Raw genomic sequence first — 20972 nt, forward strand, 5'->3', positions numbered from 1 at the left:
GGGGCGCGTCTATCACACCCGGGTTGGGAAAACCCTATGCTACCAATTGGGCGGATTTCATGACGCACAAATCAATGCGGGTCTTCATCCTTGTCCACATAGCGGGCGGCGATGGCCCGGAACTCCGGCTGCAGCTGCATGAAGGCGTCGTAGACGTCGGGGTCGAAGTGGCTGCCGCAGCCCTCGGCCATGATGGCCACCGCCTGCTCGTGGGTCTTGGCCGCCTTGTAGACGCGGCGGCAGATCAGCGCATCATAGACGTCGGCCACCGCCATCAGGCGCGCCGACAGCGGAATCGCCTCGCCGCTCAAGCCCTCGGGATAGCCGCTGCCGTCCCATTTCTCCTGGTGCGAATAACTGATCTCCTTGGCCGTCTCCAGGAACGGCACGCTCACGCCCAGCCGCTGCTCGGCCTGGACGATGGCGTCGCGGCCCAGCGTGGTATGGGTCTTCATGATCTCGAACTCGTCTGGATCCAGCTTGCCCGGCTTGAGCAGGATGCGGTCCGGGATGCCGACCTTGCCGATGTCGTGCAGCGGCGCGGACTTGAACAGCAGTTCGATGTAGCGCGGCGTCATCGTCGCGGCGAAGCGCGGATGATCCTTCAGATGCTCGGCCAGCACCTTGACGTAGTACTGCGTGCGCAGGATGTGGTTGCCGGTGTCGTTGTCGCGCGTCTCCGCCAGCGAAGCCATGGTCAGGATGGTGACGTCCTGCAGCGCGCGCACCTCGTCGGTGCGGCGGTCGATCTCCTGCTCCAGGAAGGCGTTCTTATCGCGCAGGAAGTCGGCCGACGCCTTCAGCGTCAGATGCGTGTGCACGCGCGCCAGCACGATGGGCGGGCTGATAGGCTTGGTGATGTAGTCCACCGCGCCGAGGTCGAAACCGTGCTGCTCATCCTCCACTTCCGTTTTCGCGGTCAGGAAGATCACCGGAATATCGACGGTGGTGGGATCGGCCTTCAGCAGGCGGCATACTTCGTAGCCATCCATTTCCGGCATCATCACGTCCAGCAGGATCAGGTCCGGCGCGCGTTCGCCGTGGGCGATCTTCAGCGCGCGGGCGCCGCTGGGCGCTACCTTGACCGTGTAGTCCTCCGACAGCAGGTCGTTCATCAGGTGCAGGTTTTCCGGTGTGTCGTCGACCACCAGGATCACAGGTTTGCGTAGCGCTTCGTTCATTGTGCGGTCTCGTTGGATAGGATATCGGTCGCGCTGTGGAGGATGGCGAGCGCCCGTTCCATGTCGAAGTCGCCGACGGCCTGCTCCAGCTTGCGGTAGTGTTGCGGGAACGCTGCCGAGAGCAGCGCGCCATGTTCTATCAGGACGCGTTCGGCGCTGGCGTCGTCGTCGGCCAGCAGGGCGGCCAGTTCGCGCACCACGGCGTCGCGCTGCTCGGGATCGACTTCCACCACGGCCAGCGCCGCTTCCGCCGGCAGGTGGGCGGTGATCGCCGCCACTTGCGTCGCCAGCGCGGCCTCCAGCTGCGCCAGTTGCGGCGCGAGCCTGGCCGACAGCGCGACCGGGCCGGTGTCGCCGACCACGGCGGGCGTCAAGGCATGCTCCACTTCGCCGGCCAGGAATTGCAAGGCGTTGGCGCCGATGTTGCCGGACAGGCCCTTGAGCGTGTGCGCTCCTCGTTCGGCGCCGGCACGGTCGCCGGCGGCGATCAGCGCGGCGATCTGCTGCACGGCGTTGGACTGGTTGGCGACGAAGCCGCGCAGCATCGCCAGGTACCGCGGCTGCTTGCCCAGCACGCGGCGCAGGCCGGCCACCATGTCCAGTCCGGGAATCGCTTGCGGGAAGCCGTCGACGTCCGCATCGGTTGCGGCGGCCGCGCCCGGGCGGCCCACGCCCGCGGCGCCGCCCCTCGCGCCATCCGAGCCATCGGCGGCGATGCCCGCCCCGGCCGCCGTGGCGCTTTCCTGCAACGCCGCGTGGCGCGCGGGTATCCAGCGCAGCAGCGCGCGCCACAGGTCATCCGGCTCGATCGGCTTGGTGACGAAGTCCACCATGCCGGCCTGCGTGCACAGGTCGCGGTCGGCCTGCATGGCGTTGGCGGTCATCGCCACCACCGGCAGCGCGTCCAGCGACGCTATCGCGCGCAGGGCGCGGGTCGCTTCCACGCCGTCCATCTCCGGCATCTGCATATCCATCAGCACGATGTCGTACGGCGCGCGCTGCGCCATCGCCACCGCCTCCACGCCGTTGCCGGCGATGTCCACCACCATGCCGGCATCGGCCAGCAGCTCGGCCGCCACCTGCTGGTTCAGCTCATTGTCCTCGGCCAGCAGCACGCGCGCGCCGTGTATCGTCGCCAGCGCATCCAGCGTGCTGACCGCCGCCGCGCGCGGGGGCATGCCGTCATCGACCACGCCGCCCAGCAAACGTATCAGGGTATTCAGCAGCACCGAGGCGTTGACGGGCTTGATCAGCAGGTCGTCGATGCCCGCGTTGCGCGCCTGCTGCGCCACTTCCTCGCGGCCGTAGGCGGTCACCATCATCAGGCGCGGCGCCGGATCCAGCGCCAGCGCGCGGATGCCGGCCGCCGCATCGATACCGCTCATGCCCGGCATCTGCCAGTCCAGCAGCACCGCCTCCACCGGCGCGCCGACCGCGGCCGCGTCGCTCACCAGCGCGATCGCCTCGGCGCCGGAAGACGCCGTGCTCACGTCGAAGCGCATGCTGCGCAGCAGCTCCGCGATCACCATGCGCGAGCTGTCGTTGTCATCCACCACCAGCAGGCGGCGGCCGCGCAGATCGGGCGACGGCAGCAGCGCGTGCCGCTCGCCCTGGCCGACGTCCAGGTGCGCGGTGAACCAGAAGGTCGAGCCCTTGCCCACCACGCTTTCCACGCCGACCTCGCCGCCCATCAGCTGCGCCAGTTTCTTGGAAATCGCCAGCCCCAGTCCCGTGCCGCCGTACTTGCGCGTGGTCGAGGCGTCCGCCTGCTGGAAGCTCTGGAACAACTGGCGCATCTGCTCTTCCGTCAGCCCGATGCCGGTATCGCGCACCGCGAAGTGCAGCAGCACGCGCTGCGCATCGGCGCTCTGCACGCGCACCGTCACCGCCACCTCGCCGTGCTCGGTGAACTTGACGGCGTTGTTGGCGTAGTTGATCAGGATCTGGCCCAGCCGCAGCGAATCACCCACCAGCGAGGTTGGCACGTCCGGCGCCACGTCGAACACCAGCTCCAGCCCCTTGGCGCCGACCTTGTCGCCGATCAGCGTGGCCAGGTTCTCCAGCAGCTGATCGAGTTCGAACGGCTGGTTCTCGACCTGCAGCTTGTCGGCCTCGATCTTGGAGAAGTCCAGGATGTCGTTGATGATGCCCAGCAGGTGCTGGCCGGCACGCTGTATCTTCTGCACGTAGTCGTGCTGGCGCGGCGTCAGGCCGGTCTTCAGCGCCAGGTGGCTCATGCCGATGATGGCGTTCATCGGCGTGCGGATCTCATGGCTCATATTCGCCAGGAACAGCGACTTGCTGCGCGTCGCCTCCTCCGCCGTCTGCTTGGCCGCGTTCAGCGCCTGCGCCGCCGTATGCTCGGCCGTGACATCGGCCAGGTAGCCGTTCCAGACCTCCTCGTCCGCATGCTGGTGCACGCAGGTGCAATGGATGTCGACCCAGCGCGACGCCGTCAGGCCCTGCGCGCCGAACTCCACGCGCTGGTGGATCGACCAATGCTGGCGCGCGCTGTCGGCGATCTGCGCCAGCAGTCCCGCGCGGCCGTCCGGATCGAGCAGGGCGAACAGCATGGCGCCGTCGTCCAGCACATCGCTGGCCTGCAGGCCGGTGATCGCGGTAATCGCGGGACTCATGAAACGGAAGCGCGGCTGTCCCGTCGCATCCATCTGGAACTGGTACACCGCCACCGGCAGGTTGTTGGTGATCTCGCGCATGCGGCGCTCGTTCTCGAAGCGCAGCCGGCGCGTGCTCTCGGCGGCGCGCGTGCGCCCCGTCACCACCATCGCCAGCAGCCACACGGCGAACATGCAGGCCGCCGCCAGCACCAGCTGATGCCACAATGAGAGCCACTCGTTCTTGTCCTGCATGACCACCACGCGCCACTGGCCGCCGTCGTCCGGCCAGGTCAGGTCGGTGGTCTCCAGCGCATAGGTGCGGCCCTTGATGCTGGTGTGCTTGCCGTCTCCAAGTTCGAACGGCAGCGCCAGCGGCCCCTGGCCCTCGAACAGCTCGCCGAACTGCTTGTCCTTCTCCAACTGCGCGCGGCGCACAGGCGTCAGTTGTCCGGCCATGGTGAACAGCCACTCGTTGCGGTTGGTGGCGAACACCACGCCGTCCGGCGACAGCAGCAGCACGGGGTCCTTGGTGCGCGCGAGGATGCGGTCGATTTCCGCCGCCGGCATCTTGATCGTGTAGACGCCGGCGATCGGCGTATCGCGCGAGTTGCCGCTGTAGATAGGCGCCGCGAAATACAGGCCGCGTTCGTGCGAATTGCTGCCGATCGCCGGGTACACATTGGCCTGCCCGGCCAGCGCACGCCGGCTGTAAGGACGATAGCGCAGGTTGCGGCCGACGCCGATGGCCTTGCCCTCCTTGTTCAGGTAAGCCACGGTGGTGCCGTCGCCGGCCAGCACGAACACCGTGTCGGCGACGTATTGATCCAGCACGGCGGCGAAGTCCACATGCAGCCGATAGGCATCGGGTTCCAGCTCGCCGGCCAGCAGCAGCTTGACGCTGTCCTCCACCAATCCCATGAGGATGGCGCCGCCCATCACGCGGCCGTCGGTGCTGTCGATCTGGATCTGGCGGGTGATGTCGTCGGCGGTGGCTTTCAGGTCGCGGGCGTGCTGCTGGAACACTACCTGGCGCTGGATCAGCACCGCAGCCACGGCGACCACCAGCGCCAGCGTGGCCCAGCGCAGATTCTGCTTGCTGAACAGGCGGCGCTGGCGCGGCGCCGGCTGCATGGTCGATCCGTCGGTGTGTCCGTTCATGGCGCCCTGGGAAGCATGAAGATTTGTCAATTAATTATAACGGAAAAGTTCCAGGCCAGCGCTTCCCCGCCGGGCGTTTCTGTGTTTTACTTCAGGAGACCAATCCCCGAGACGCCACGATGCCGCGCACGCCCTTCCGCCCCGTCCTCCGCCTGCTGCTCTGCGCCGCGCTGGCATGCGGCCATGCGGCCCCGCTGCTGGCGGCGCCGCGCCCGCTGGCCTTCACCGCCGTCGAGTCGCTGGGCGCGGACAGCCGCGCCATCCTCTCCATCCTGCAGGACAAGCAGGGCTTCGTCTGGATCGGCACCATCGAGGGCGGCTTGTTCCGCCACGACGGCCACAAGCAGGTGCGCTACATGAACGACCCGTCCGACCCGCGTAGCCTGCCGGGCGGCCGCGTCACCTCGCTGTACGAGGACGAAGCCGGCAGGCTGTGGGTCGGCACCGACGAGGGCCTGGCGCGCTTCGATGCGGCCGCCAACGCCTTCGTGCGCTACGCGCCGGTCGACGTTCCGGCCAATGCCCGCATCGTGCGCCGCATCGTCTCCGACTACCGCGGCGGCATGTGGGTCGGTACCTGGGGCGGCCTGCATCACTTCGATCCGCGCAAGGGCACCTTCGTCAGCTACGTGCACGACGACGCAAAACCGGACAGCCTGACCTACAACGACATCAACGCCGTCGCCGTCGACAACAAGGGCGGCGTGTGGGCCGCCACCTGGCCCGGCGGCATCGACTACCTGGCGCCCGGCGCCAGCGGCTTCCAGCACTTCCGCGTCGACGACGCGGCCCAGCCCAATCCCAAGGCCAACGACGTGCGCGCGCTGTATTTCGACAGCGCCGCCACGCTGTGGATAGGATCGGCCGACGGCCTGGTGACGTGGAAGTCCGGCCAGCCGTGGGAATCGCGGCAAGCCTTGCCGGTGCTGGCCAAGCGCGTCACCGACATCGACGAGGACCGCGCCGGCGACATGTGGATCAGCACCCGCACCAGCGGCCTGCTGCGCTGGGACCGCGAACAGCGCCAGTTCCAGATCTACCGCCACCGAGCCGAGGATGCGCATAGCCTCAACAGCGACGCCATCAACACCACCATGCGCGACCGCAGCGGCACCATGTGGGTCGGCTCGCTGACGGACGGCGTCAGCCGCGCCAACCTGGGCAACCACGGCTTCGAGCGCTTCGTCCCGCGCGACATCGATCCCGATTTCGTCAAGTCCAGCAATTTCGTGCGCAGCGTGGGCGCGGCCGCCAACAACCAGATCTGGCTCGCGCTGGACGACGGCCTGGCGCTGTTCGACCCGGCCAAACGCGAGATGGTGCGCAGCTACAAGGCCAACAACAAGCAGCCCGGCGCGCTCAGCTCCAACGTCATCTACAGCATGTACCAGGCGCCGGAAGGCACGCTGTGGGTGGGCACCTCCGAAGGCCTGAACCGGCTGGACAAGCCGGGCGGTCCGTTCAAGGTGATCCACTTCGGCAGCAAGACCACGGACTTCATCAACGCCATCGCGCCGGGTCGCGGCGGCGTGCTGTGGCTGGCCACCGGCACCGCGCTGCTGCGCTACGATCCCGCCAGCGGCGCGGTGGAAAGCCATGCGCACGATCCCAAGGACCCGGACAGCCGCAGCATCAACGGCGCCACCACGGTGCTGGAGGACGGCGCAGGCCGCGTATGGAGCGGCGAGTTCTATCGCGGCGGCGGGCTCGATATGCGCGACCCGGCCAGCGGCAAGTTCCGCCACTTCCGCCTCGATCCGAAAAACGCCGCGAGCCTGAGCAGTGACCGTGTCAGCAGCCTGCACCAGGATGCCGACGGCAGCCTGTGGGTCGGTACCTCCAAGGGCCTGAACCACATCACGCAGCTCAAGGACGGCAGCTTCAACATCAAGCGCATCGGGGAAAAAAGCGACCTGGGTACGCGCCTGATCGAGGCGATACGCTCGGACAGGAACGGCATGATCTGGGTCACCACGGCGGCCGGCATGAGCAAGATCGACCCGGTCTCCAACACCGTCACCGAGTACTCGGTGGAAGACGGCCTGACCGAAGGCTTCTACATGGACTCGGCCGCCAACAGCGCCAACGGCCTGCTGTACTTCGGCAGCAGCAGCGGCGTCACCGAGGTCAATCCCGCCATCCACAGCAGCGCCTCGCGCCCGCCGCAGCTGGCGGTCACCGACATCCGCGTATTGAACCGCTCCCTCGGCGGCAAGAATCCGCCGCAGGACGTGGTGCTGGAAGGGACGCTGACGCAGCCGCGCTCCCTGACCCTGCCGTGGATCGCCAACACCATCTCGATCGAATTCGCCGCCCTGCACTACGCCGAGCCGCGCCGCAACGCCTATACCTACTGGCTGGAAGGCTTCGACACCGTGCCGGTGCAGGCCGACGCCGGCCATCCCGTCGCCACCTACACCAATCTGGCGCCCGGCAAGTACCGCTTCCATCTGCAGGGCACCAACAACAAGGGCGTGGCCAGCCGCGACGAAATCGTCCTGCCGATCACCATCACGCCGCCGGCCTGGCAAACCTGGTGGGCGCGCACGGCGGTGGTGGTGCTGGTGATGTTGCTGGTGGTCCTGTTGTACCGCTGGGGCGTACGGCGCCTGGCGCGGCGCGCGCAGCAGCTCGAAGCGCTGCTGGCCGAACGCACCGATGCGCTCAAGGCGGCGCAGCACAAGCTGGCCAACCTGTCGGCCACCGATACGCTGACCGGCATCGCCAACCGCCGCTGCTTCGACGACCAGCTGGCGCGCGAATGGCGGCGCGCGGCCCGCGAAGACAAGATGATCGCCGTCGGCCTGGTGGAGCTGGATCACTTCAGCGCCTTCATCGAGCATGGCGGCCAGCAGGGGGCGGACGACGCGCTGCGGCGCGCGGCACAGGCGCTGAGCGGCAGCGTGCAGCGCGCCGGCGACCTGGTGGCGCGCTACGGCGCCAGCCAGTTCGCCTTCCTCGCGCCCGGCACCAGCGGCGGCGAGGCGCTGCTGATGGCGCACCGCATGGAGGCCGCCGTCAAGGCGCTGGGGTTGAGCAATGCGAAATCGGGCAGTGGCCTGAGCATCAGCATCGGCGTGGCGGCGCTGCCCGCCGACCCGGACGGCAACGCCGAAGACCTGGTGCTGGCCGCCGACCAGGCGCTGTATCAATCGCGCGCCGCCGGCGGCAGGCGCAGCACGCTGGCCGCCGGGGAAGTCCAGGCGGAGACGATCTAGCCCAGCTGCAGTTCCCAGTAGCCGACGTCGACCCAGCGGTCGAACTTGCGGCCCACCTGCTTGAAGTGCGCGACCTTTTCAAAGCCCAGGCTTTCGTGCAGCGCCACGCTGGCGGGGTTGGGCTGGGCGATGCCGCCGATGGCCATGTGGATCTCGCGCCGGCGCAGCTCTTCCAGCAGCGCCGTGTACAACGCCTTGCCGATGCCTTTGCCGCCCTGGCCGGATTCCACATACACGCTGGTCTCGGCGGAGAAGCGATAGGCGCTGCGCGCACGCCACTTGGTCGCGTAGGCATAGCCGGTCACCCGGCCTTCATCCTCATATGCCAGCCATGGCAGGTGCGCGGTGACGTCGCGGATGCGTTGCGCCATCTCCTCCGGCGCGACGGCGTGTTCCTCGAAGCTGATCGTGGTGGTGGCGATGTAGTGATTGTAGATGGCGACGATGGCTGCCGCATCGTCCGGGGTAGCTGGTCTGATCATGGTTCAAAGATAGCGGGTTTCAGCGGGTGGCGCGATCCAGTTGTCGTCGCGGCCATCGACATAGGTGATCGGCGTGTTGGCCAGTTCCGCATCGCCGACGCCGTCCAGGCTCGCCACGTTCACGCCGTAGAAGACGCCGTGGCGCGGCGAGTTGCCGATGCCGTAAGGGCGCACGCCGCAATGCTTGCAAAAGTAATGGCGCTCGTTCCTGGCGCCGAACTGGTATTCGTTCAGGTCGTCGGCGCCGGCCAGCAGGCGAAACGCCTCCGGCTTGGCCATCGCGGCCCAGCAGCGTATCTTCAGGCAGAACGAGCAGTTGCAGCGCAACGAGCCGAGGCTCAGGTCGAGGTCGACTTCGAAACGCACGGCCGCGCAATGGCAGCTCCCTTGGTAAGTTTTCATCTTCATAGTATAGATGACTTAAAGCGGCGCCGCGCGCCAGTCGTCGATGAGGGGGACCACCGCCATCGACAGCAGCAGCACCGCCAGCGGCACGGTAGCGATGAAGCCGAGGTATTTGAAGCCGAACGCGCCGGCCAGGCCGCCGGCCAGGAACATCGCCAGCAGGGAGCTGAGCAGCCGCAACCGGCCGCGGTCGGCGATCACCTTGTCGGCGGTAGGCGCGCCGCCGTTCCAGTAAAACAGCTTGCCCAGTTCGATGCCGATATCGGTCACCAGGCCGGTGACGTGGGTGGTGCGGATTTCCGCCCGCGAGACCTTGGTGACGATGGCGTTCTGCAGCCCCATGACAAAGCACAGCAGCGCCACCGTGGCCTCGATATGGCCTTGGGCCGCCAGCCGCGCCCCCGTCAGGCCGAAAGCCAGCAGCAGCGTCGCCTCCAGTATCAGCGGCAGCGCATAGCGGCTATGGGCGCCGCGCCGCCGGCCCCAGTTGATCAGGACCGCCGATGTCGCCGCGCCAAGGAAGAACGCCGCCAGCGACGCCAGTCCGGCCAGTATCAATCCGATGTCGCCCAATGCCGCGTTGTCGGCCAGCGCCGAGACGATGCCCGACATATGGGAAGTGTATTGTCCGACCGCGAAAAAGCCGCCGGCGTTGACCGCGCCGGCCACAAAGGCCAGCGAACGGCCAAGGCGGCGGTTGCTGATGTCGGTGCGATGCGGGCTGGTGAGGGCCCGCAGGTAGTGCATAGGCATAACTGGCCTCCTTCGTCACTGTCGGCCAGTCGATTGTAAGCCATCCTTTCAGTTGAGCGTCACGTTCCAGTTTTTCTCCACGCATTTGGCGTAGTTACCGGCGATGATGGCGCTGTACGGCGTCTGGTAACTCACCAGCTGGCACTGGTACTCGCCGCCGCTGTTCCAGTTCTTCTCCCAGTAGATATTGTAGGCCGCCGAACTGGAGGCGTTGAAGCGCTGCATGGTGGCACAGGACAGCTGCTCGCTGCCCACGTTCCAGCCCAGGTCCGCCGCGAACTGCCGGTAGTAGTCGATGCGGTTCTGCGCCGCCGGCTTTTCCGTGCCGGTGCCGCATTCGGCGTTGATGATCATGATGGTGGTGGCGAAGTTGTTGCCCGCGCCCGCCGCCTGATCCGCCGCATTCGGCACCCACGTCCCGTCCAGCACATGCAGCATCGACGGCTTGGGCGGTTGCGGATAGACGAAGAAGAAGGTCGCCGAGGCCAGGTTCAGCCAGGTCGACGCCACCAGGTCCGGATTCTTCAGCAGCACCGACTGGTCGCCGTTATACATCACCTGCGAGAACGGCCCGTAGTTATAGTTGTACGAAAGCTGCTTGGCGCCGCGTCCGAAGTACTTCTTGTAGCTGGCGTCGGCGTTTTTCCCGCAGGTCCAGACGGTGTTGAAGACCGGGTCCGCGCATTCGGCGTTGTAGCCGCAGTTGGTTCCGGTTTCATCGCAGCCCATCTCGCGCAGATACTTCAGGCCTTGCCGCCATTGAGGCAGCGGGAGGCTGGCGTTGTGATCGCCCGTCTCCTGCGCGAAGTGCGCGAACATCGTCGCCAGCGAGTGGCGGCAGATGGCGTCGGCGTCGCGGCCGTCGGTGTAATCGCCGCACAGGGCCGGGAACTTGGCCACCGCCTGCAGGAATCGTCCATAGGTGTAGCTGGCCTCGCGGACGCCGAAGTAGTAGTCCCACTTGGCCGACGACAGCAGCCGCTCCACCCGCTTGACGTTGGCCGGATTGGCCGCCACGCCGGGAGCGACCGCGTCCACCGCCGCATTGCCCAGCGTGCGCACCGATGCCTTCACCTTGCGGAAGAAGTCGTTGTTGGTCAGCTCCGCTTCCCTCGCCTCGGCTTGGGCCCTGGTCGGCACGCCGCCCGGCTGCGGCGTGGTGCCGGGATCGGTCGGCGGATCGGCGGCGTCGGCGATGTACTTCCACGGCCCCCAGGTATCGGCGGCGTTGGGTGCGGTGCCCTGCACCCACCACTTGGCTTCGTATTGCTTGCCCTGGTAGATCGCACATGCCCCTGCGGTATAGACGGCGGTGCCGCTCCATGCCGGGCAGGATGCCGCCGCTACCGCGACGCCGCCGGACAGCAGGCGTGGCGCCGCGCTCTGTGCCTGCCCGCTGTCGCTGCCACCGCCACAGGCGGCAAGCAGCGCGGCGGCCAGCGAGGCGAAGATAGTTTGGATCTTCATCTCGCCCCTCCTTATTTCAGCACGACCGGCAGGCCGGGATACTCATCGCTGAGCGCATAGCGCACGCCGTTCACGGTGATCACGTAGGCGGACGGTCCGGTGATCGGCAGCGTGTAGTTCAAGGTCAGCGACACCGATGCCCCCGGCGCCAGCGACTGCCATGACGGTATCGTGAACTTGGCATGGTTGAAGTTGGCCTTGAAACCGCCGATGTTGTTCGGTCCCGCATAGCCGGCCTTGGTCACCGTCAGGCCGTAGCCCGACTGGTCGCTCATGTTGGCCGGCGCCGAGACGGGATAGTCGAACTCCACCACCGAGCCGCCCGGAATGGTGACGGTGGTGTTGTTCGTCACCGTCATGACCGGATTGATCGGGTAGTTGCTGTCGCCGAGCTTCCAGCCGCCGAGCGAGATGCCGACCTTGGCGCTGCTGGCCGGGATCACCGACTCCGCCCGCGTCGCGCCATACGGACTGGCGGTCTTGAAGGCGTTGTAGATGTTGGTGGTCAGCGTGTAGCCCATGAAGTACTCGCCCTTGCCGCCGTTCTTGCCGGCATCCCAGGCGTAGTCGCCGGCCAGTTCCCAGATCATGATGCCGCCGATGGCGTTGTCGATCACGTACTGGGTCTTGGCCGCCATCGACTGCACCGTCTCGGTGGAGAGGAAGACCTTGCGCGTGGCGTTCCACAGCCATGGCGCGGCCATCGTCGCGCTGTAGTTGGCGGCGTAGGTGCCGGTGATGGTCTTCTCGGTGATGCCGTAGGCATCCAGGTAGTCAGGGACGATGCCGCCCTGCAGGTTGAGCGCGTGCCACAGCGGATTGCCGCCACCGGGGACCGGCTGGCCGTTGGTGTCGAGATCGTGCCAGACGTTGTCGATGCCGACCGCGCCCGTGCCGCAGGTCGGTACGCCGGCGCAGGTGACGGTGCTGCTGACGGTCGGCGAAGTGCCCCACAGGCCGTTGGTGCCGCCGGTGACATCCTTCCAGCCGCGCGTGTAGTACGGCACGCCGATGTTGATGCGCCCCGCCTGCAGCGCGCCGCGATAGTAGCGATACGCCCAGTCGACGTTGAGGTAGCCGATGCCGCCGTACTGGTAGGCGTTGCCGGCTTTGAGTTCGGCGTCGTTGCCGTCATCGAACAGCGCGGCGTTGGGGCCGACATACTGGTTCCAGCCGCCGTGCAGGTCATAGGACATCAGGCTGGCGTAGTCGAGGTACTGCAGGCCGGAGAGATTTTCCTCGCCGCGCAGTATCCACGCCGACGCGGAACCGGCGATGGTCAGCATGTAGTACTTGTTGTCGGCGACAGCGGCCGTGTCCAGTTTCTGACGAACGGTTTTCAGCAGCGCGTTGTAGCCCTTCATCAAACCCGCCAGGCGAGGCTTGGAGACGGGGAAGTCGAGCGGGTTGCCGGCTGCGTCGTTGGTGGTCGGGTGCTCGTAGTCGATGTCGATACCGTCGAAGAAGGTGTATTGACGGAGCACGGCGACCATCGAGTCGGCCAGCGTGTTGATGCCGGCGCTGTTGAGCGAGCCATCGGCATTGGTGGTGGCGCCATAGAAGCCGCCGCTGCCCGCCCAGCCGCCCACCGACAGCATGATCTTCACGCCCGGATAACGCTTCTTGTATTGCGATAGCAGATTGAAGTGGCCCTTGTACGGCAAGGCCGGATCCATCGCGGCGGCCGGGATGTTGGGCCAGGTCAGGCCCGTGTCCGGGTTATTGGCGCCGCTGCCCAATTGGACTCTGGCGTTGCCGTCCACTGCAGCGAAGGCGTAGTTGATGTGGGTGACTTTATCCCACGGGATGTTGTTGACCAGGTAGGACGGCGTGTTGTTCGCGCCGGTGCGCCAGCTGGTGAAGTAGCCGACGATGCGGCGGTTCAGGCCATTGGCCAGTTTCTCGCGGCCGTTGGCGTCGTAGACGCCGCAGTAGTTCACGTTCGGCACCGGCGTGGTCAAGCCGTCGGGACGGCATGCGACCGGCGTCGGAGTTGGCGTTGGAGTCGGTGTGGGCGTCGGCGTCGGCGTCGGCGTCGGCGTCGGCGTCGGCGTCGGCGTCGGCGTCGGCGTTGGCGTTGGCGTTGGAGTCGGGGTAGGCGTCGGTGTTGGGGTAGGCGTCGGTGTTGGGGTAGGCGTCGTGGTCTGCAGCGCCCATGGGCCCCACTCCTCGGTGCCCGGCACGTTATTCTGCGTCCACCACTTGGCCTGGTAAGTGGCGCCGTTGTAGGTCACGCACATGCCGACGGTGTAAACCGCGCTGGACGACCACGCCGGGCAATCGGCTGCCACGGCGGCCGCGCCCATGCTTACACCACCCAGCAATTTGGTGCCCGCAGTGCTGTTTTGCTGGTCGCTACCGCCACCACAGGCGGCCAGAGTACTGCCGACTAAAGTCAGCATCAAAATATTTTGTCGCATTTTGTCTCCCGTAATTAGAAGTCTTGATTTCTCGGGTAATGGGTATAGAAGTCGTTATCCCACCGGAAGTGGGTCGTCGATACTGTGATGGTCACATCCAGCGCCTCGACGAAATGCCACCAGCCCACTGGCAGGAACAGGATCTCGCCTGGTTCCAGCACGCAGTCGATCACCGGCACGTCGGCCATCATCGGAAAGCGCTGCAGATCGACGTCGCGTCCATCGACCGGCGTAAAGCAGTGACGCTGGTTGTACACCTTGGGCGTGTCGCACGGGGCGATCAACCGCACCCGCTTGCGCCCTGCTATCTGAATCATGAAGTTGTTGGTCAGGTCGTGATGGAACGGCGTGAGCGTGCCGGCCGGACCAAACCAGAAAAATCCGCTGCTGCCCTCCTGCAGGTACTCGGTCAGCGGCGGCAGGTCTTGCATCAAGTCCTGCAGCGCCTGGCGATTGTGGCCGTCGTTATTGGCGGTCATGTAGAAATCGTTGGTGCTGCCGCTATCGCGCACCAGCGCCACATACTCGCCGAAAGGCATGCGGCGCTTGAGCGTCTGGCTGTTCATCTCGTAATCGGGATCGGCATTGCGGCCGAACTGTACTTCGACTTCCTTGTCGCCCAGCTGCTCGATCAGGTAATCGAAAGTCCACTTGTCGCGCGCGGCGCAATCGTCCAGCATGCCGGTGATGATGACCGGCAGGTTGCGGCTGTAGTGCTCCTCCAGGAAGACCGCGTCGGACAGGCGCGCCCGACGCGGAACTTCGTTGGGAACCAGCCGGTTCAGGCGGGACTGGATGCCGAGCACCCAATCCCGCTTGGCCAGCCGGTTGTGCAGCCGCGATACGCCCCGCAGGTACGGGCTGCGCAGCGCGGAGTCGACTTCTGCCCGCGCCGACTGCTCGACGATGCCGGCTTCGATCATGATGCCGACCAGTGTTTCAGGATGACCGCCGAGAATGAGGTTCTCGGCGATCCAGCCCCGCCATGAATCGTTGATGTCTACTGCAGGCACAGCGTCATGGCGGTTCATCGTTTTATCGTCCTTTCCACACTTCCGTCGTCAAAGCCCCGTTGGCGTCGCCATCGAGTTCCCACGAGAAGGCGCCGCGCAGACTCTGGTCGCGCACATACTGCATCTTGGTCGCGATCACGGTCGGGTCGTCGTAGCTCCACCATTCTCCTGTTCCAGTGTACAGGAACAGCTGTTTAGTAACGGGATGGTACCAGCGAGTTCCAGACTTATTGACCAGCACCTTGTAGTCGTCGATGCCGCCCTCGTAGGTGCCCGCCGCCGCGCCGGTCGCGCTTTGATACAGGCCGTTGGCGTTAGGCCCAGCGGTCACGCCCTTCCATCCTCGCCCGTAGAACGGCACGCCGAGCAGGATCTTATTGCGCGGCATGCCAGCGGCCACCAGCGCCGTGATGGCGTCATGGCTGTTGTACTTGGCCAGGTTGCCGGTCGATGGATCGGCCGGATCGTGGTACAGCGGTGCGTGGAAGTTGGTGGTGCTCTCCCAGCCGCCGTGGAAGTCGTAGGTCATCAGGTTGATCCAGTCCATATACTGCCCATACTGGCCTGGTTCGGTCTGCGCGATCTTCTCGCCGCCCGCGCCAACGGCCGCCGTCAGCAGATAGCGCTTGCCGTCGATGACGCCCTGCGCATCCAACTGCGCGCGGAACTCCTGCATCAGCAGCGTGAAGTTGTGCTTGTCGTTGACCGCGTCGAACGTGTTGTACGGCTGCCCGCCGCCGCCCGGGTATTCCCAGTCGATGTCGATACCGTCGAAGACGCCCTTACCGGAGCCCGTGCCGCCGCGTCCATCCTGTACCGGCAGGTCGCCGGCGATAAACAGCTTGACGCAGGATTTGGCCAGCTGCTTGCGCAGCGCGTCCGTCTTGGCGGCGGCCGAGAAGTTCTTCGACCAGCTCCAGCCACCCAGCGAAATGAAGACCTTCAGGTTGGGGTGTGCGGATTTCAGCAGCTTCAGTTGCAGGAAATTGCCGCTCAACGGTGCGTCCCAGGCGACGGCCTGGCCGTTGACGGTGCGTCCCGGCGAGCGCTGATAGTCCGCGTAGGCATCGCCGCCGGTGCCTGCAGCCGGAGAAGTCGGACTCTCGTTGCCGACTTCGGCGCGAGTCTGCATGTCGCATTCGTAGCCGCCGTTTTTCGCGTAGGTGTTGCCGAAGGCGTAGTTGATGAAGGTCAGCTGGTCGGCGATGCTGGTCTGTACGCCGTTGACCGGGGTCTTGGTGGTGTGGATGTCGGCCACTTCGTAGTTGCGGCCATACACGCCCCACTGCGCGAAGTAGGAACCGATTTCGCGGCCGCCCACTGGCGTAGGTGTCGGCGTCGGAGTAGGCGTCGGCGTCGGCGTCGGCGTCGGCGTAGGCGTCGGGGTCGGCGTCGGCGTCGGCGTCGGCGTGGTAGTCTGCAGCGCCCATGGCCCCCATTCCTCGGTGCCCGGCACGTTATTCTGCGTCCACCACTTGGCCTGGTAAGTGGCCCCGTTGTAGGTCACGCACATGCCGACCGTGTAGATCGCGCTGGACGACCATGCCGGACAGCTGGCGGCGGCGCCAAGCTGCACCGCCCCCAGCAACTTCATCTGTGAATCGGAAGCGGGGCTGTCACTGCTGCCTCCGCCGCAAGCCGCCAACATGCCGGCGATCAGGCCGAGTACGGCCGCATTCCCCTTGACTGCACGTTCCATCATCTCTCCTTTGGGTGGGTGATCTATGCTTCTTATTATTTTTTCAGCATGGAACCGAAGCAAGTGGTAGTCAAGTGGTTTTATTAATTACGCCAGATCCAATACCAGTTTCAACCAAGGAAGAGTTATTGCAGAAAGATTCGATATGAATTGGTCAATGGAATGTGAGCACCCACCAACCACCACAGAGAGTTGCGCGCGGCAAAGATTGACTATTCAAACAGAATGTTCAAAAGAGCACATTCTGTTTGAATAGTGAGTACCAATTTTCAAGGGGAAGAAAGTGGTAGTACAGCGGTCGCGCTGTAACCGTCAGTAAATGGCTTCCGGCAGCACGGCGCGGGCGATGCCGTCGCGGATTTCAATGGTGCGCGGATGCAGTTTGCCAAAGCTCATCTTGTAGCAAACCTGGCCATCCTTCCACGCGGAAGGCAGCACCATCAACAATTGGAAAGCACTCGGATCCTCGTTCAGCGACGCGAATACCGAAGGCGTACCGGCCAGCACGATCGCCTTCAGCGGACGCTCGCCTTCGATCTCCATGCAGTGGCCGCGCACGGAGATTTCGCTGATATCGCCAGCATAGGTTTCCAGCACGGCAGTACCGACGACGCCGTCGCTGTCCCCGTTGATGACCAGGTTCAGGCGCAACGTAGGACGGCCGGCGACGGCACTGTTGATTTCATAAACGGCGGCAAATAACTGGCTCATGGCATTTCCTAAAGTAAAAATAAAACATGCTTGAACTTTAAGGGCCGTGCCAGAAATCCGCCTTCCGAATACCTTCCGATTCCTAAGTAGTTGTTTATGAAAGATTTTATCTCACACGAAAAACCACGCTCAGCGCTTCGGCAGTTGCCAATCCGGACGGATGAAATGGCAGGTGTAGCCGTTCGGAATCCGTTCCAGATAGTCCTGGTGTTCCGGTTCCGCCTCCCAGAACGGACCGGCGGGCGCCACCTCGGTCACCACCTTGCCGGGCCAGATGCCGGAGGCGTCGACGTCGGCGATGGTGTCTTCGGCCGTCGCCTTCTGTTGCTCGCTGGTATAAAAAATCGCCGAGCGATAGCTGCTGCCGAGATCGTTGCCCTGGCGGTCGAGCGTGCTCGGATCATGGATCTGGAAGAAGAACTCCAGGATCTTGCGGTAGCTGATCACCGCCGGATCGAAAATGATTTCAATCGCCTCCGCATGGGTGCCGTGGTTACGATAAGTGGCGTTGGCCACGTCGCCGCCGCTGTAACCAACTCGCGTCTTCAGCACGCCCGGATACTTGCGCACCAGGTCCTGCACGCCCCAGAAACAGCCGCCGGCCAGGATGGCCTTTTCAGTCGATGTGGTCATATTGTGGTTTCCTCTTCTGTATAAGTACCCAATTTGGAGACGCCCCCGCTTTTCTTCAAGCGAGCGGCTGAAATTCAACTATAATTTACGTCAGGAAAGCAAAACAACGCTACGCCTTGCGCGCCGCCAAACGCCGCGCCCACCATTCCCCGGCCTGGACCCAGCCGAACGCTCACTTTTTCGTTCACTATCATGGACCAGACCAATTTCCCCAAACGTATACTCATCGTCGACGACAATAATGAAGCGGCCGACATCACGGCTGAGCTGCTCGGCATGTACGGCTATCAAACCGCCGTGGCCTATGCCGGCCGCACCGGGCTGGAAACCGCCAGGACCTTCGCGCCGGACGTGATCCTGCTCGACCTCGGCATGCCCGGCATGGATGGCTATGTGGTCGCCGGCGCCTTGCGGGCGCTGCCGGATTTCGACCATGTCACCCTGATCGCCTTCACCGCCTGGGGCGACAGCGTCACCCGCCAGCGGGTGCGCGATACCGGCTTTGACGAGCACATCATCAAGCCGGCCAGCCTCGACCACATCCTGCGGGCGATCGGCAAAGGCATGGCGGCGCGCGCCGCGCTCCAGCCTCAATCGGCTTAGATCCGCTGCAATGGAGCAGGCCGGCCGTTGGGATTGACCAACGGAAACTGAAAACCGGGCACATGGCAAATTCTTTTGTGATAATGTCCCGTGACAGGAGGCTCCAACATGATCGAACGACGTTCCCGCCCAGACCGCACCAAAGCCATCGCCGTCAACGCCGGCATCGCCATGCAGCAGACCGACGGCCGCGAAGCCGCGGCCCTCTTCATGGAGGACGCCGGCGTCCCCTTGCCGGTCATCGTCCGCGTGCTCAACGAACCGGACAAGCGCCGCGCGGCGGACCTGCGCTGAGCCATCCGGCCCGACGCGCCATGCCCTTCGCCGCCCGCGCCGTCACCGTCCGCTTTTTCACCGCCCTGCTGGTCTTTACCGGCGCGCTGCCCGGCGCCGGCGCGGTCGAGCGGCTGGCCGTCGGCGCACAATTCAGCAGGGTATTCGAACAGGCGCCCAACGGCGAATGGACCGGGCTCGGCGTCGATATCGTGCGCGCGCTCGCGGCCCGCGCCGGCGACACGGTGCGGTTCCAGATGTATCCGTGGCCGCGCGCCCAGGCCATGGTCGCGCAGGGGCAGGCCGACATTCTGGTCGGCCCCTATAAATCGCCGGAGCGCGAAGCGCGTTTCGCCTTCCTCGATCATCCGTTCTACCGCGACCGCATGATGTTCTTCGGCCGCGCCGGCGGCACGACGCCGTGGGCCGGCGACTACCAGGCGCTGAAAGGCGTGCCCATCGCCGCGATGCGCGGCTGGCACTATGGCGATGCGTTCGACCAGGCGCGGCCCGATCTGCAGATCAGCGAAGTGCCGAAGCTGGAGAACGGCGTGCAGATGCTGGTGCATGGCCGCGTCAAGCTGCTGGCGGCAAACGAGCGCAACCTGCATCCGGTCCTGTCGCAGCTCAATCTCATTCCCCTGGTCAGCGAACTGGGGCCGGTGCTATCGGTGCAGGACGGCTATATCGCCTTCCCGAAGCAAGGCGCGTATCAGCAGGTGCGGCAGCGCTACAACCAGCTGTTCACCGAGATGGTCGCGCACGGGGAACTCGGCCGGCTGGCCAGGAAGCACCTGGTGCAGGCGCCGTAGTGCTTACTTGTCGCCGATCAGCTGCACCGCATCGACCACCTTGTAGTCATGGTGCAGATTGTTGGCGTAGGTGATCTTCACGCCTTTGACTTTGTAGGCGGTCTTGTCGAAAGTGCGGATGAACCAGGTGCGGTTGCCGCGTTCGTCGCGCTTCTCGCTATGCAGGCCTTCCCACACGGTGATCCATTTTCCGTCCGTATCCTGCACCTCCACTTTATTGATCGCCTCCATCCCTTGGCCGCGCGGCACGACCACGCGCACTTCGGTGGCGTTGACCGGCGTGATGTAGCCGAGCTCCAGCCAGTCGAAACCCTTCTCGATATTATTGTTGGTCCAGGTCTCGCCGTCGGCGGCGCCGGCGGCGTTCTGGGCCAGGTTGGATTTGGACGGCGTCTTACCGCCTTCGTCGCCGAACACCGAACTGGCCTTGGCTTCCGACGCCCATTGCCCGCGCGGGTCGTTGATGTATTTGTCTTCCATCACGCCGTAGGCGAGCAGGGCCTGCTTCTTCGCCATCTCCTGCTGCTCCGGCGTCTGCTCGGCCGGCGGGCCTGACGGTGCGGGCGCAGCGGCAGGCGCCGTTGCGGCTGCGGGCGCGGCGGCGGCCGGCGCCGCCTCGGCCGGCTCGCGCTTCTGGCAAGCGGCCAACATCGTGGTCAGGATCAGTGTGGCAACTGCGGCGTGTCGTTTCATGCTGTGGACTCCAATGTTATCAAATTTATCTCGAATATACATTGCATCCTGAACACGGCGCGCACGTCTCAAATCAGGCCTAGGCCAACGTCAAGCCTGATTTCTCCGACATCTTTCTCCGACATCTGGCAAACCACGCTAAGCCAGGTTCTGCTGACGCTGGCGGAAGGAAGTCACCTTGTTGCGGTTGCCGCACAGCGCCATGCTGCACCAGCGCCGGCGATGGGATTTGGTGCGGTCGAGGAACCATAGCAGGCAATCGCTATCCTCGCACTTGCGCACCAGGTTGAAATCGGCGGTCGCCAACAGGTCAGCCACCGCTTCGGCCAGCGGCGCCAGCAGCCGCTGCGGCGTGTCGGTCGCGTAGTGTTCCGCCACAGCCAGTCCCTCCCCATCCACCACCAGTTCCAGGTGCCGCTGTCCCTGCGCCAAGGCCGCGTTCAGTGGCTTCAGATCCAGGCGCTTGCCCGCCTTGCGGTCGAGCACCAGCTTGCGCGTCACGTCACGCAAGGCGCGTCCGGCCTCCAGCAATCCCGCAGGCGCGGCGCCCTTGCGGCCAGCCGGCGCCAGGCCCGCATGCGTCAGCCAATGCAGCACATCGGCATCCTCCCGCCAGGTATCGGTCGCCTCGCCATTGACCAGCATGACGGTATTCATCAAGTCCAGTGCACGATGGTCGCCGAAGAATTCCGGCACCGGACGGTAACTCGTTGTGCTCATAGCATATCTCTCCCAAGTCAGGATTCATTGTAACCCTTAAAAAATCACTTGACAAGTTACACCGACAGGACAATGATGTAACCACTCAAACACATTTTTAACGGTTTCAATAA

The 20972-nt window shown here is 64.9% G+C and carries 18 protein-coding genes; 4 read left to right on the plus strand and 14 right to left on the minus strand.

Features of this window, described 5'->3' with window-relative positions:
* Nucleotides 1-71: 71 nt before the first annotated feature.
* Both ACEN9F_RS12990 and ACEN9F_RS12995 read right to left on the minus strand, forming a co-directional pair.
* Nucleotides 72-1181 carry a two-component system response regulator gene (locus tag ACEN9F_RS12990; RefSeq protein ID WP_413420434.1) on the minus strand — a complete coding sequence of 370 codons (1110 nt, stop codon included), beginning with the start codon at nucleotides 1179-1181 and terminating at the stop codon, nucleotides 72-74.
* Complete coding sequence (locus ACEN9F_RS12995; RefSeq protein ID WP_413420435.1) at nucleotides 1178-4957, minus strand: response regulator; 3780 nt, start codon at nucleotides 4955-4957, stop codon at nucleotides 1178-1180. The genes ACEN9F_RS12990 and ACEN9F_RS12995 overlap by 4 nt, the downstream gene beginning before the upstream one ends.
* Before the next feature lie 119 nt (nucleotides 4958-5076).
* Here ACEN9F_RS12995 and ACEN9F_RS13000 point away from each other — a divergent pair, with 119 nt between their 5' ends.
* Nucleotides 5077-8175, plus strand: a complete 3099-nt coding sequence (locus tag ACEN9F_RS13000; RefSeq protein WP_413420436.1) for a two-component regulator propeller domain-containing protein — start codon at nucleotides 5077-5079, stop codon at nucleotides 8173-8175.
* Here the strand turns inward: ACEN9F_RS13000 and ACEN9F_RS13005 are convergent.
* The 10 genes from ACEN9F_RS13005 to ACEN9F_RS13050 all read right to left on the minus strand — a co-directional run bounded on the left by ACEN9F_RS13005 (nucleotide 8172) and on the right by ACEN9F_RS13050 (nucleotide 18036).
* Nucleotides 8172-8657, minus strand: a complete 486-nt coding sequence (locus ACEN9F_RS13005; protein WP_413420437.1) for an arsinothricin resistance N-acetyltransferase ArsN1 family B — start codon at nucleotides 8655-8657, stop codon at nucleotides 8172-8174. The genes ACEN9F_RS13000 and ACEN9F_RS13005 overlap by 4 nt on opposite strands.
* A gap of 3 nt (nucleotides 8658-8660) precedes the next feature.
* Entirely contained in the window at nucleotides 8661-9059 is a 399-nt protein-coding gene (locus tag ACEN9F_RS13010) for a GFA family protein (RefSeq protein ID WP_413420438.1), read from the minus strand.
* 18 nt (nucleotides 9060-9077) lie between these two features.
* The gene (locus ACEN9F_RS13015; protein WP_413420439.1) at nucleotides 9078-9815 is read right to left on the minus strand and encodes a YoaK family protein; all 738 of its coding nucleotides are present in this window, start codon (nucleotides 9813-9815) and stop codon (nucleotides 9078-9080) included.
* A 48-nt stretch (nucleotides 9816-9863) separates the two neighbouring features.
* The gene (locus ACEN9F_RS13020; protein WP_413420440.1) at nucleotides 9864-11282 is read right to left on the minus strand and encodes a glycoside hydrolase family 19 protein; all 1419 of its coding nucleotides are present in this window, start codon (nucleotides 11280-11282) and stop codon (nucleotides 9864-9866) included.
* Nucleotides 11283-11293: 11 nt separating this feature from the next.
* The gene (locus tag ACEN9F_RS13025; RefSeq protein ID WP_413420441.1) at nucleotides 11294-13684 is read right to left on the minus strand and encodes a chitinase C-terminal domain-containing protein; all 2391 of its coding nucleotides are present in this window, start codon (nucleotides 13682-13684) and stop codon (nucleotides 11294-11296) included.
* Between the two features lie 32 nt (nucleotides 13685-13716).
* Entirely contained in the window at nucleotides 13717-14733 is a 1017-nt protein-coding gene (locus tag ACEN9F_RS13030; protein ID WP_413420442.1) for a cupin-like domain-containing protein, read from the minus strand.
* Nucleotides 14734-14737: 4 nt separating this feature from the next.
* Nucleotides 14738-16417 carry a glycosyl hydrolase family 18 protein gene (locus tag ACEN9F_RS13035; protein WP_413420443.1) on the minus strand — a complete coding sequence of 560 codons (1680 nt, stop codon included), beginning with the start codon at nucleotides 16415-16417 and terminating at the stop codon, nucleotides 14738-14740.
* A 309-nt stretch (nucleotides 16418-16726) separates the two neighbouring features.
* The gene (locus ACEN9F_RS13040) at nucleotides 16727-17125 is read right to left on the minus strand and encodes a DUF1842 domain-containing protein (RefSeq protein WP_413420444.1); all 399 of its coding nucleotides are present in this window, start codon (nucleotides 17123-17125) and stop codon (nucleotides 16727-16729) included.
* A gap of 129 nt (nucleotides 17126-17254) precedes the next feature.
* Nucleotides 17255-17758, minus strand: coding sequence for a peptide-methionine (S)-S-oxide reductase MsrA (msrA, locus tag ACEN9F_RS13045; RefSeq protein WP_413420445.1), 504 nt, complete (start codon nucleotides 17756-17758; stop codon nucleotides 17255-17257).
* A gap of 74 nt (nucleotides 17759-17832) precedes the next feature.
* The gene (locus ACEN9F_RS13050) at nucleotides 17833-18036 is read right to left on the minus strand and encodes a hypothetical protein (protein ID WP_413420446.1); all 204 of its coding nucleotides are present in this window, start codon (nucleotides 18034-18036) and stop codon (nucleotides 17833-17835) included.
* Here ACEN9F_RS13050 and ACEN9F_RS13055 point away from each other — a divergent pair.
* The 3 genes from ACEN9F_RS13055 (at nucleotide 17951) to ACEN9F_RS13065 (ending at nucleotide 19446) form a co-directional block, all read left to right on the plus strand.
* Nucleotides 17951-18361, plus strand: coding sequence for a response regulator (locus tag ACEN9F_RS13055; RefSeq protein ID WP_413420447.1), 411 nt, complete (start codon nucleotides 17951-17953; stop codon nucleotides 18359-18361). The genes ACEN9F_RS13050 and ACEN9F_RS13055 overlap by 86 nt on opposite strands.
* Nucleotides 18362-18469: 108 nt before the next feature.
* Complete coding sequence (locus tag ACEN9F_RS13060) at nucleotides 18470-18655, plus strand: hypothetical protein (RefSeq protein WP_413420448.1); 186 nt, start codon at nucleotides 18470-18472, stop codon at nucleotides 18653-18655.
* Nucleotides 18656-18675: 20 nt separating this feature from the next.
* Entirely contained in the window at nucleotides 18676-19446 is a 771-nt protein-coding gene (locus ACEN9F_RS13065) for a substrate-binding periplasmic protein (RefSeq protein WP_413420449.1), read from the plus strand.
* A 3-nt stretch (nucleotides 19447-19449) separates the two neighbouring features.
* Here the strand turns inward: ACEN9F_RS13065 and ACEN9F_RS13070 are convergent, their stop codons facing one another.
* Both ACEN9F_RS13070 and ACEN9F_RS13075 read right to left on the minus strand, forming a co-directional pair.
* Complete coding sequence (locus tag ACEN9F_RS13070) at nucleotides 19450-20139, minus strand: hypothetical protein (RefSeq protein WP_413420450.1); 690 nt, start codon at nucleotides 20137-20139, stop codon at nucleotides 19450-19452.
* 138 nt (nucleotides 20140-20277) lie between these two features.
* Entirely contained in the window at nucleotides 20278-20859 is a 582-nt protein-coding gene (locus ACEN9F_RS13075) for a CGNR zinc finger domain-containing protein (protein ID WP_413420451.1), read from the minus strand.
* Between the last annotated feature and the right edge of the window lie 113 nt (nucleotides 20860-20972).

The organism is Duganella sp. CT11-25 (genome assembly GCF_047302815.1).
Lineage (GTDB): Bacteria > Pseudomonadota > Gammaproteobacteria > Burkholderiales > Burkholderiaceae_D > Rugamonas.

What these genes read in the sequence shown, in the direction of transcription:
- ACEN9F_RS13020 (WP_413420440.1), bottom strand. Translation starts at nt 11,282, where the DNA reads ATGAAGATCCAAACTATCTTCGCCTCGCTGGCCGCCGCGCTGCTTGCC.
- ACEN9F_RS13015 (WP_413420439.1), bottom strand. Translation starts at nt 9,815, where the DNA reads ATGCCTATGCACTACCTGCGGGCCCTCACCAGCCCGCATCGCACCGAC.
- ACEN9F_RS12995 (WP_413420435.1), bottom strand. Translation starts at nt 4,957, where the DNA reads ATGAACGGACACACCGACGGATCGACCATGCAGCCGGCGCCGCGCCAG.
- ACEN9F_RS13050 (WP_413420446.1), bottom strand. Translation starts at nt 18,036, where the DNA reads ATGCCGAGCAGCTCAGCCGTGATGTCGGCCGCTTCATTATTGTCGTCG.
- msrA (WP_413420445.1), bottom strand. Translation starts at nt 17,758, where the DNA reads ATGACCACATCGACTGAAAAGGCCATCCTGGCCGGCGGCTGTTTCTGG.
- ACEN9F_RS13000 (WP_413420436.1), top strand. Translation starts at nt 5,077, where the DNA reads ATGCCGCGCACGCCCTTCCGCCCCGTCCTCCGCCTGCTGCTCTGCGCC.
- ACEN9F_RS13070 (WP_413420450.1), bottom strand. Translation starts at nt 20,139, where the DNA reads ATGAAACGACACGCCGCAGTTGCCACACTGATCCTGACCACGATGTTG.
- ACEN9F_RS13025 (WP_413420441.1), bottom strand. Translation starts at nt 13,684, where the DNA reads ATGCTGACTTTAGTCGGCAGTACTCTGGCCGCCTGTGGTGGCGGTAGC.
- ACEN9F_RS13065 (WP_413420449.1), top strand. Translation starts at nt 18,676, where the DNA reads ATGCCCTTCGCCGCCCGCGCCGTCACCGTCCGCTTTTTCACCGCCCTG.
- ACEN9F_RS13035 (WP_413420443.1), bottom strand. Translation starts at nt 16,417, where the DNA reads ATGATGGAACGTGCAGTCAAGGGGAATGCGGCCGTACTCGGCCTGATC.
- ACEN9F_RS13060 (WP_413420448.1), top strand. Translation starts at nt 18,470, where the DNA reads ATGATCGAACGACGTTCCCGCCCAGACCGCACCAAAGCCATCGCCGTC.
- ACEN9F_RS13040 (WP_413420444.1), bottom strand. Translation starts at nt 17,125, where the DNA reads ATGAGCCAGTTATTTGCCGCCGTTTATGAAATCAACAGTGCCGTCGCC.
- ACEN9F_RS13005 (WP_413420437.1), bottom strand. Translation starts at nt 8,657, where the DNA reads ATGATCAGACCAGCTACCCCGGACGATGCGGCAGCCATCGTCGCCATC.
- ACEN9F_RS12990 (WP_413420434.1), bottom strand. Translation starts at nt 1,181, where the DNA reads ATGAACGAAGCGCTACGCAAACCTGTGATCCTGGTGGTCGACGACACA.
- ACEN9F_RS13075 (WP_413420451.1), bottom strand. Translation starts at nt 20,859, where the DNA reads ATGAGCACAACGAGTTACCGTCCGGTGCCGGAATTCTTCGGCGACCAT.
- ACEN9F_RS13055 (WP_413420447.1), top strand. Translation starts at nt 17,951, where the DNA reads ATGGACCAGACCAATTTCCCCAAACGTATACTCATCGTCGACGACAAT.
- ACEN9F_RS13030 (WP_413420442.1), bottom strand. Translation starts at nt 14,733, where the DNA reads ATGAACCGCCATGACGCTGTGCCTGCAGTAGACATCAACGATTCATGG.
- ACEN9F_RS13010 (WP_413420438.1), bottom strand. Translation starts at nt 9,059, where the DNA reads ATGAAAACTTACCAAGGGAGCTGCCATTGCGCGGCCGTGCGTTTCGAA.